We start from the raw sequence: 10,093 nt of genomic DNA on the forward strand, positions 1-10,093 counted from the left end.
GAACTAAGTTTGTTAATTAAATTGTTTCAATTTAGAACGGTATAATTAATTAATCTAAATTAATTGGTCACAGCAATTGAATATATTAATACGTATCTCATCTTGAGTATTTACAAAAATAAAAGCCCATTTGGGCTTTTATTTTTTTTATGCGAAAATTAAGTTTATAACCGTTATAAAATAGGTTTTCTAATCTTTGAATTATTAATCTTGTTCAGCTTGTATTGGCTCTAAAATAACGGTGACAATACGAGAACCAATCATTTCATCAATCTTTAACTGCATATTGTCTAATTTAATGATATCCCCTTGAATTGGTTCATTTTCAGTATTCACGTGAATAAACTGGTTGAGTGTTTTATCTGAATCTACTTCAATCTGAATTCCATATGACTCATAAATTTCATTTAACCGTGTAGTGCCCTTTAAGCTTAAACCTGAAGCAGGTAGCTCCATGACCGTTAGCTCAGTCGAGGTTTGCTCGGAAAACAACCTTTCTAAGAATAAGCGATTTTGTGGTTTCAAAACGACAAATAGGTGGTCATTTGCCATTAAGATAGTTGAACCTCTCGGCGGTAAAACGCTTTTTTCTCGAGTGATCATTGCGATAACGGTTTGGTCAGGCAGCGCTAATTGCGACAAACGGCGTCCAACAGCAGAGCAGTCCTCACCAAGTGTATATTCAACTAAGTCAGCATCAATCTGATCTACCGCAGTAATGTCCAAAGTTGCAGCCGGAAGTAATGGCGGTGGCTGCATAAGATTCAGTTTGCGAGCAAAGTAAGGTAGTGTGGAGCCTTGTAAGGTTGCAGAAATTAATACCACAAAGAAGACAACATCAAAAATCAGATTAGCGCCAGGTAGCCCATAAATGAAGGGGAAGATGGCAAGAATAATCGGCACTGAGCCTCTTAAGCCCACCCAAGAAATCAATGTGATTTCATTGCGAGTGAAACGGAATAGTTTTAACACTGGGACAACCGCTAGTGGTCTTGCAATAAACGTTAAGACTAAGGCGATAAGCAACCCTTCCTGCCATACCTCAAGTAGGGAACTCGGATTAACCAGCAGACCCAACATGACGAACATAATAATCTGGCTTAACCAAGCAAGCCCATCATGGAATAGGAATGTATTACGCTGGAAAACAAAGGAATGGTTACCAATAACGACACCTGTTACGAAAATGGATAAGAATCCACTGCCATCTAGGTTACTGGCAACGCCAAAGGAGAATAGTCCACAAGCTGCCACAAGAACAGGGTAGAGACCTGCTGCGAGTAATTTAATTTTATTGATTATTTTTATTGAAATCCAACCTACACTGATTCCAACAATCGCGCCAATTCCCATCTGACTAATAAATAGTAAAATTAATTCACTGCCAGATGACTGTTGATTCATCAATAATTGCAATAGTCCAACAGTGAGGAAAATTGCCATTGGGTCGTTGGTAGCACTTTCTATCTCTAAGGTTGCTTGGAGACGCTCATTTAAGTAAATGCCCGCATTACGTAATAAGGAAAATACTGCGGCTGCATCGGTAGAACCAACAATGGCACCTAAGAGTAACCCTTCAAGAAGTGGAATACCTAGAATGTAGGCGGCGGCTAACCCCGTGATGCCAGCGGTAATTAACACTCCAAAAGTCGCTAAGGTAAATGCAGGTTTCCAAACTAACTTAATCGATTTTACTGAAGTTTGTAAGCCACCATCGAAGAGGATTAATGCAAGGGCGAGGGAACCCACGGCATAAGAGACGTTGACGTTATCAAAGGTGATTCTTCCTAACCCATCTTCACCGGCAAGCATACCAATAAAGAGGAACATGACTAGCATGGGCAGACCGAGCCTTGCAGACAACTTGCTAGAAAAAATACCGAGTAAAATCAATATGGATGAAAGTAATATTAGTTGTTCAATAGTCGGCATAATCAGTTTTCAGTTAGAGGTGAATAAAACGCTGACGATGCATCGCAAAGCGCATGATGTAGCTCAAGATGTTATAAAAGTGACAAAAATATGCATTTGATAGCATTTTCATACTAAAGTAGCTAAATAAACATTATCATTCATACTATTATGATTATATATGAATCATTTAAAACATATTGGTATTTTACTGCATTTTTTAAAATTTAATTTCTAGAAATAGCCTGATTTTTTATTAAACTCAGGTTAATTATGGTTTTTTTGTATGTAAATGTTATTTGGGGAAAAGAGAAAAAAAGATGTGAGGAGTTAATGACATGATAAACAAAATAAAAGTCGATGAATTTATATCACCGACTTTATGTTATTTAGTGAAAACGGGCTCTTCTTGCAAGAGTATCACCAATGAATTGTATTCCTTGGACAATAATGACTAAGGTAACAACCGTAATTGCCATGGCGACATTATCAAAGCGCTGATAACCATAATTTAATGCAAGATCACCAACACCACCCCCACCAACTGCGCCTGCCATTGCGGTCGCGCCAACAAGTGTGATACTGGCAGCGGTTAAACTTAATATTAAGGATGACTTTGCTTCGGGAAGTATAAAATGCCAAACAATTTGCCAGTTTGTGGCACCCATTGCATCTGCGGCTTCAATAATCCCAGAGTGAACACTTAATAACGAGTTCTCAACGAGCCTTGCGGTATAAGGTGCAATATAAATTACTAATGGCACAATCGCAGCAGTAGTGCCAATCGAGGTACCCACGACAAAACGCGTTAGTGGGATGATTGCCACTAATAAAATAATAAAGGGCAATGAACGGAATATATTAATAATAGGATTAATAATTCGATAAATACGTTTATTTTCCCAAATTCCCTCAGGTCGTGTAATCACCAATAAGATGCCTAATAAGATCCCAAAGAGAGATCCTAAAACTAGCGCAATACTGACCATGGTGAATGTTTCTGACATGGCTAATAAAAACTGTTTACTTGTCAGTGCCGTCTCAAAAAAATCACTCATACTGTCCCCTTGTTTACTGCAACGCCGCGATGACGTAAGAAAGCTATCGCTTCGTCGATGTGCATTTTATCGCCAAGCATCTGAACAAACATACTGCCAAGAACTACACCGTTTATCTCTTTCATATTGGCAAATAGGATGTTGATCTTAATAATGTTTTTCATGATTAATTCATTTACCACGGGTTCCTGCGCTGATTTACCTAAAAATTCTAACCGGTAAACATCGTCTTGATGCTCAAGCTGATGAAGGACACGTTCAGGAATTTTTTCGTTGAGCACGGTACCCACAAATTTTTGAGTGGTGGGGTGTTTAGGCTGAGCGAAGATATCAAGGACAGTTCCTTCTTCAACAATCCGCCCAGACTCCATAACAGCGACTCGATGGCATATTTGTTCAATCACTTCCATTTCATGAGTGACCAGTAAAATAGTAATGCTCTGCTCACGATTGATTTTTTGCAGTAATGCTAAAATAGATGCGGTAGTTTGGGGATCTAACGCAGAGGTGGCCTCATCACACAACAGAATTTGAGGGTTATTAATCAACGCTCTGGCTATTCCCACTCGTTGCTTCTGCCCCCCAGATAATTGATTGGGATACTGGTTTTTTTTATCACTCAATTCAACATATTCAAGAATGTTATCCACACGCTGCATGATTTCATGCTTATCAACACCGAGTAACACGAGTGGCATGGCAACGTTTTGCGCGACAGTTTTAGTCTCCAGCAAGTTGAAATGCTGAAAAATCATACCAATACTTTTCTTGTGGGCGCGTGTTTGCGATGGACTATGCTCAGCCAGATTATGTTGACCGACCGTGATTGAGCCACTCGAGGGCTTTTCGAGTTGGTTAACGAGACGTATGAGTGAACTTTTACCTGCACCGCTATAGCCAATAAATCCGAAGATATCTCCTTTATTAATATGCAAATTAATATCTTGTAGAGCGATTAGAGATTGCCCATTTTTGTTATACACTTTTTGGACATTATTAAATTCAATCATCCTTTTTTACTCCACATTTTCAGTCTGTTGCACGCGCTGAGCTGGAGGGAGTGCGGGCTGCCATTCATCACCTAATAACTCATTCTCTGTACTGGTTTTAACCCGCTCAAGATGCTGTTGTTGATGAGCTAAATACAATTTAGCCGCGATATGATCGGCTAAACGCTCAGCCCCAGTATTGGTCCCTGGGATCAAACCAATGACAGGTCCCATGCTGAGTGAAGCGCTTAAATTAAAGCAGTAAAAATGGTCAATAAATGGGAATTCGTAACCCGTTTTGGCTTGTAATTCAAAATGTTTTCCAAGATAGGGGTGCGCAGCAAGTTCATCATTCTCTTCACCTTTAGGAGGGGTATAGACATCTCCCCATGTTTTAATGAACGGTGCGAGGCGATGAAATGCAGAGTGCTTATGCCAATTCAAACGATAGCCCGTCGCCAAGATAAGGTAATCAAAAGAGAAATCCCCCTGAGTCGTGGAAACATGCAATTTATTCTCTTTGAGAGCCACATGATTGACTTGGGTATCGAAATTAAAATAGGCATGAGCATGGCGAGAAACACGTAAAGTACTGCCATGAGGAGCGGGAGTTTTCGCTTTCAAAACATAATCGGCATAGTGCCATTTTTGCGCGTCAGTAAAATACCCGTAAGCATGAGTAAAGCCAGCACTGCCTGCGACTTTACCGCGGTTAACTCTCGGCATCTCCTTTGCGCGGATTAATAACTCAACCGACTTAGCTCCGTGTTCTAACGCGGTAGCGGAACTGTCCATCGCGCCAGCACTGTAGCCTACCACGCCAATACTCAGACCGTTAAATCGTTGATAGTCACTGCCTGCGTATGAGTGTTCCCAATAATCGGAGGGAATTTTATCCATAAATTCAGGAATATTAGGCTCACTGAATGATTCCATGCCCGTCGCAATAATGACATGTTGTGCCATAAAGTGAGTTGACCCATTAGGCGTCTCAAACGTGAGTTCACGACCCTGAGGGGTTAGTTTGACATCAATGAGTTGATGCTGACTAAGCAGTGTCGGTGCCGTCATGGTTTTAAACCATTGTAGGTATTCACCCCACTGCAAACGAGGAATTTTATCAAGAGCTTCCCATGCTTCATTCCCAAATTGGGCTTTAAACCACGCTTGGAATGTTAAAGAAGGGGATGCGAGAGCAGGGCCTACCACCTGTTTTGGTGAACGTAAGGTTTCCATTAATGCTGGTGTCTGCCAAGGTCCTTCTCTACCGGCGGGAGCTTGATCAAAAATGACAGCATTGATGCCTCGTAATTTAAGCGCGAAAGCCGCCGTAACTCCGGACATACCTGCACCAATAATGGCGACATTAATGTGTTGTTCAAACAGGTTTTCATCAGACAGTGTCCATGTGCCAATGGGTAAATTAAGGTACTGTAGATCCTGTTGTATTTGTGCTTCTAGTGCCGCTAATCCAATAACCGGTTCCATGGCATTACTCCTTATTTTCAGGGAGTTCAAAAGGTTCTCCCAAGGTAAGCATTAAGCGATTAGCCCATGAGAAAAATGCACTAGATTGAATCAAATCCAGCAATTCCAGTTCCGATAACCCGAGTGAGCGTAATTGGCTGATTTGCTTAACGGAGGCTTGAATCGGTGTTGCTGAGAGTGAAGCAACAAGGTCAATAATGGCTAAGAGTCGTGGTTCATAACCTTCGGCAAGCTCACTGCCTGCGGGAGTCGCTAAGAGTTTTTCGACATCAGCATAATGTTCTTTTGAATATTGGCTCGCTTTGCGAGCATGCACAGAGGCACAATAAATACAGCCATTGACTTTACTTACGACAGCAGCAGCAAACTCTCTTTCCCAGCGAGGTAATCCTCCTGAGGTATAAAAAATGCCGCGGTCAATCTGTGTGCGTAGCGCTAAAATCTCACTTTGATGAGCCAAAAGTAAGAAATATTCAGAATTCAGCTGACCATGTTTTTTCATGGTCTGAGTTTCATTCTCATCAAGTGTATTAGCGTCCCGTGCGGATAGCCAAGATTCCCAACCTAATTGGGATTGCGTGAACACTGTCGGTGACGTTTGTCCTAATTGTGTTTGACTAGCATGGTTCCAAATACCAGCTTTAATGGTTTGAGGTTCATTGACGCGATGCCCAGTATTCGGATTTTGTCCAATTAATAAACCTAGGCCTGTAACCAATCGAGATTGGTAAGTGACAAAAGTTATGAGCTGAGCAAGTAAAATAATATCGGGCTCAGACCATCCTTGTTGAATGAATTGCTGTGTTAAGGCGTAATCGGCTTGATTAGGGTTGCTCACTAATATGTGCAAATATTTTTCGGCTAAAGCGAGATGAGCGGTGATTTCAATCTCTGTGTGTGATGACAATAATTCAGCATAATATTTTTCGAGCAATACGGAACCTGTTATTTTCGCCACAAGATGCGCAAAATAATATTTCACATTGAGTGTCAATAATTTGGAAGGTGCTGAAAAAATAGCATCAAAAGCGGCTTGAGTATTTTCTGTTGCTACAGGTCTTTCTGCGCGAGTTTTTGCTAATTCAGAGTCTGGTGTCAGGTTAAGAAGAAAATTAATTAAATCATATTTTGTTGTCATAAATAACTCACTTTATTTAAATTTTTTTATCTCCTTCATTACATATCAATCACATCATTATTCGAACTACCATTTTGTTATATGGTTATAACCATTTTATTTTGGCATATTTTTATATCTATTTTTATTTAAGTTATAACGATCAGATCTAAGACGTTAAATAAATCCTGTTTATACTCCGGTCAATTAGCAATATAAAAATGGAATGTAATTGAAGGGTAACCACCATGGGGAATATCTCAATGTTCAAACAAAAAATAATAAATTTATCTTTAGTGGCAACAGCAATAATTGTATTAGCAGGATGTGGCGATAATAAAGAAAAAGACAGTGCAGATAAAAAGCAAATTACAATTGGCTTTGGGGTAGGGAATTATATTGACCAAGTGGATAAAGGCATTGTTCCTATTTTAGAAAAGAAAGGTTATCAGGTGACATTACGCCAATTTTCGCAAAATAGGCAAATTAACCCTGCATTTGAAGAAGGTGCTATTGATGCATCGGTAAACCAAAGCCGTGCTTATATGGAAGCTTATAACCAAAAAAATAATATCAACATGGTTGCATTGGCAGATTCACCAAGCGCACCACAAAGTTTACGTTCAAATAAGCATAAATCGTTGGATGAAGTGCAAGATGGCATGATTGTGGCACTGTCTAATGATCCAGTAAACGCGGAGCGTGGTGCGAGAATTTTAGAACAATTAGGTTGGATTAAAATCAAACCTAATGTGAGTACGCTTAACTTTAGTGTGAATGATATTGAACCTGCTAAATATAAACTGGATATTCGTGAAACCGATGCAGCTCAAGGTTTGCGTTTATTGGATGATGTGGATTTTGTCGTCGTGAATGGTAACTATGTGGCGAGTGCAGGTCAGCGTATTGCTGATGGTTTAGTTGTTGAAAATTCACCGCTTGAGCACCGAGTTATTGTGACGGTTCTGCAAAAAGACCTTGATACGCAATGGGCAAAAGACTTAAAAGAAGCTTTTGAATCAAAAGAATACGCAGATTATATTCGTTCTCAACGTCTGTATGATGGCTTTATTGAGCCTGCAGCATGGGCTAATTACGCTAAATAATTTTCGAACAAGGTTGCCAGTTTGATGACGCAATTGGCAACTCATTCTCTAAGAAGGATAGACAAACGTCATAGAGTTGGTTATTACCTATTCAGAATAAATAAAAAATCCAAAATAAAATTGTCTTAATAAAAGCCAAAATCAGATAGGGGAAAATGATGACTAACGAGGTTTTGAATGCACTGAATGTATTAAAGTCTAAAAAATGGGTCGATTTAACACACAGTTTTGACAAAGACTCACCGCATTTCTTTATGTTTGATTCGGCAGACTTTAAAACATTATTTGATTATTCCGACGGTTTTTTTGCTCAGCAATTTACTTTCCCTGGACAATACGGCACACATATTGATGCTCCTTGCCATTTTGTTGAAGGAAAACGTTTTTTACATGAATTAGAACTGCAAGAATTGGTATTGCCACTGATTGTTATCGACCAATCAAAACGCGCAGAACAAGATCCCAATTTTGCATTTTCTCGTGACGATGTTTTGGCATTTGAGCGGGAATATGGGCGAATTGAACCTGACAGCTTTGTGGCATTACGCACAGACTGGTATAAGCGCTGGCCTTCTCAAGACGCGATGGATAACAAAGATGGTGAAGGTAATAATCAAATTCCCGGTTGGGGAATGGATGCGCTCAAGTTTTTATTTGAAGAGCGTGGAGTCAAAGCGATAGGGCATGAAACTTTTGATACCGATTCGGCAAAAGATTTTCGCCAAAATAATGGGCTGTTAGGTGAGTATTACGTATTAGAACAAGATACCTACCAAATAGAGTTAATGGCAAATTTAGATCAATTACCTATTCGCGGTGCCGTGATTTTTAATATTGTGGCTAAACCCAATAATGCGAGTGGTTTTCCTGTTCGTTCATTTGCCATTCTTCCCTAAAAATCTTAAACGCCTTTCTTGCAATATAAGAGGAGAAAGGCGTTATAAGCGGAAAAATATGCCGATGTTATAGCGCAAATATAATCCAAGCCGTGGCTAACAACATACACAGAACAGCGACAATCCCGCCTGATTTAGCAAACTCAGCGAATGAAATTTTCACACTATAAGCAGCCGCTTGTTCTACCACGATAATGCCTGCCAAACTACCAAAAACAAATAAGTTGCTGGAAAAGCCTGAGCCGAGCACCAGTGCCGCACCTAATGCATCCGCATTACCATCAGGGGTTAAAAACGGAACTAACAGCATAACGGACGGATTGTTTCCCACGATCGTACTCAAGACGCCTGTCACTAAAAATAGAATTAGAGGGTTATTGAGCTCAACGCCATGGGCTCGTAGATCGTTGAGCATCTGTTGAGGTAAGCCAGTACCCGCAAATGCGGCGTTAACCACAAACAATCCCATGATGAGCAATAAGAGGTTGCCATCTACCAGCTTAAGCATATCGCTAGAAGCGATTGAGCGGTTCAATAATAGAAAACCTGCTGCCGTCAAGGCGATTAATTCTTTTGGGATGTCACTGACCACAAATGCCACAATAACCGCCAGTGTAATCACGCCAGCTTTGGCCGTTTCCCATGTATCAAGTGGGGTCGGTGGTGAAACCGTTTTGGGGGTATTGTTTAGCTCTTTGGCTAAATACCAGCGGTTTCGATACAACCAAACCAGCACAAGCCATGTGAGAGGTAAAGACAATAATGCCGGTATTGCAGAAGATTGCAGCAAGCCCACAAAAGAAATATCTAATCCTTGTGCTGCAATCATGTTTTGTGGGCTACCAATGAGAGAACCTGTTGCGCCGTTATTCGCTGCAAAACAAAATCCGAGCAAAAAGGGAATGGGATTTAGCCCGCGAGAAAGCGTGATAGAAACCAGTAACGGGGTCATTGCGACGACAACCACATCGTTAGTAAGAAGTGCTGAAAGTAACCCACCAACAACAATGAGCACAGCTAGCAGGGTTGGGGCGCTGACTTTTAACATGGCAACGCGATCCGCAGTCCAGTTATAAAAGCCGGAGACCACAAATGAAGCAGACACCACCATTAAGCCAAATAACATGCCGATAGTCCGGTAATCGATGGCATTCCACGCGTGAGGTGGTGTAATGCTATCGATTGCCATCATGGCTAAAGCACCGATGACTGCGGCACCTGTTCTATCGACTTTAAAACCAGGAAGCTTGCCAAATGCCATGGCAACATAGACCAATACAAAAATAATAATGGTAAGTGTCATATTGTTCACATTTATTCTGAAGGATTAGAGGGATTTTACGGTGAATAAGATTACAGGCAAGATAAAAAAACGTTTAGTTTTTAATTGAGTAAACGCAGTCAAACTAAGACATTCGTAATGCGATGTAATTTACCCGATTGATATTAATGAATTTGTTGGGTATTGATTTTTATGCATAATAAAAAAGAGATAAATATAAATAAAATGAGGCTGTTATGAAAATTA

Annotated in this window: 8 protein-coding genes; 2 read left to right on the forward strand and 6 right to left on the reverse strand. The window is 40.3% G+C overall.

Going from position 1 to position 10,093, the window contains the following annotated elements:
* Positions 1-204 precede the first annotated feature (204 nt).
* From PSF16_RS14950 to PSF16_RS14970, 5 genes are all read right to left on the reverse strand, one after another.
* Positions 205-1,932 (reverse strand): potassium/proton antiporter, encoded by a 1,728-nt coding sequence (locus PSF16_RS14950; RefSeq protein ID WP_272689549.1) that lies wholly within the window; start codon positions 1,930-1,932, stop codon positions 205-207.
* A 368-nt stretch (positions 1,933-2,300) separates the two neighbouring features.
* Positions 2,301-2,969 (reverse strand): methionine ABC transporter permease, encoded by a 669-nt coding sequence (locus PSF16_RS14955; protein WP_006660211.1) that lies wholly within the window; start codon positions 2,967-2,969, stop codon positions 2,301-2,303.
* The gene (locus PSF16_RS14960) at positions 2,966-3,979 is read right to left on the reverse strand and encodes a methionine ABC transporter ATP-binding protein (RefSeq protein ID WP_006661323.1); all 1,014 of its coding nucleotides are present in this window, start codon (positions 3,977-3,979) and stop codon (positions 2,966-2,968) included. Before PSF16_RS14960 ends, PSF16_RS14955 begins: the two co-directional genes overlap by 4 nt.
* Before the next feature lie 6 nt (positions 3,980-3,985).
* Positions 3,986-5,446 (reverse strand): FAD/NAD(P)-binding protein, encoded by a 1,461-nt coding sequence (locus tag PSF16_RS14965; RefSeq protein ID WP_006661324.1) that lies wholly within the window; start codon positions 5,444-5,446, stop codon positions 3,986-3,988.
* A 4-nt stretch (positions 5,447-5,450) separates the two neighbouring features.
* A complete protein-coding gene (locus PSF16_RS14970) occupies positions 5,451-6,584 on the reverse strand; it encodes a CMD domain-containing protein (RefSeq protein ID WP_006661325.1) in 1,134 nt (377 codons plus the stop codon).
* A gap of 227 nt (positions 6,585-6,811) precedes the next feature.
* Here PSF16_RS14970 and PSF16_RS14975 point away from each other — a divergent pair, with 227 nt between their 5' ends.
* Both PSF16_RS14975 and PSF16_RS14980 read left to right on the forward strand, forming a co-directional pair.
* Positions 6,812-7,669 carry a MetQ/NlpA family ABC transporter substrate-binding protein gene (locus PSF16_RS14975; protein ID WP_006660215.1) on the forward strand — a complete coding sequence of 286 codons (858 nt, stop codon included), beginning with the start codon at positions 6,812-6,814 and terminating at the stop codon, positions 7,667-7,669.
* 158 nt (positions 7,670-7,827) lie between these two features.
* Positions 7,828-8,565, forward strand: a complete 738-nt coding sequence (locus PSF16_RS14980; protein WP_036962929.1) for a cyclase family protein — start codon at positions 7,828-7,830, stop codon at positions 8,563-8,565.
* A gap of 67 nt (positions 8,566-8,632) precedes the next feature.
* On the opposite strand, the gene PSF16_RS14985 is transcribed toward PSF16_RS14980, so the two are convergent.
* Positions 8,633-9,868: an SLC13 family permease gene (locus tag PSF16_RS14985; RefSeq protein ID WP_272689550.1), complete on the reverse strand. Its 1,236-nt coding sequence runs from the start codon at positions 9,866-9,868 to the stop codon at positions 8,633-8,635.
* Positions 9,869-10,093 lie beyond the last annotated feature (225 nt).

Source organism: Providencia sp. PROV033, from assembly GCF_028484855.1.
GTDB lineage: Bacteria > Pseudomonadota > Gammaproteobacteria > Enterobacterales > Enterobacteriaceae > Providencia > Providencia alcalifaciens.

Coding starts and splice junctions, on each gene's coding strand:
- PSF16_RS14955 (WP_006660211.1), bottom strand. CDS start 2,969: ATGAGTGATTTTTTTGAGACGGCACTGACAAGTAAACAGTTTTTATTA.
- PSF16_RS14975 (WP_006660215.1), top strand. CDS start 6,812: ATGGGGAATATCTCAATGTTCAAACAAAAAATAATAAATTTATCTTTA.
- PSF16_RS14960 (WP_006661323.1), bottom strand. CDS start 3,979: ATGATTGAATTTAATAATGTCCAAAAAGTGTATAACAAAAATGGGCAA.
- PSF16_RS14950 (WP_272689549.1), bottom strand. CDS start 1,932: ATGCCGACTATTGAACAACTAATATTACTTTCATCCATATTGATTTTA.
- PSF16_RS14970 (WP_006661325.1), bottom strand. CDS start 6,584: ATGACAACAAAATATGATTTAATTAATTTTCTTCTTAACCTGACACCA.
- PSF16_RS14965 (WP_006661324.1), bottom strand. CDS start 5,446: ATGGAACCGGTTATTGGATTAGCGGCACTAGAAGCACAAATACAACAG.
- PSF16_RS14980 (WP_036962929.1), top strand. CDS start 7,828: ATGACTAACGAGGTTTTGAATGCACTGAATGTATTAAAGTCTAAAAAA.
- PSF16_RS14985 (WP_272689550.1), bottom strand. CDS start 9,868: ATGACACTTACCATTATTATTTTTGTATTGGTCTATGTTGCCATGGCA.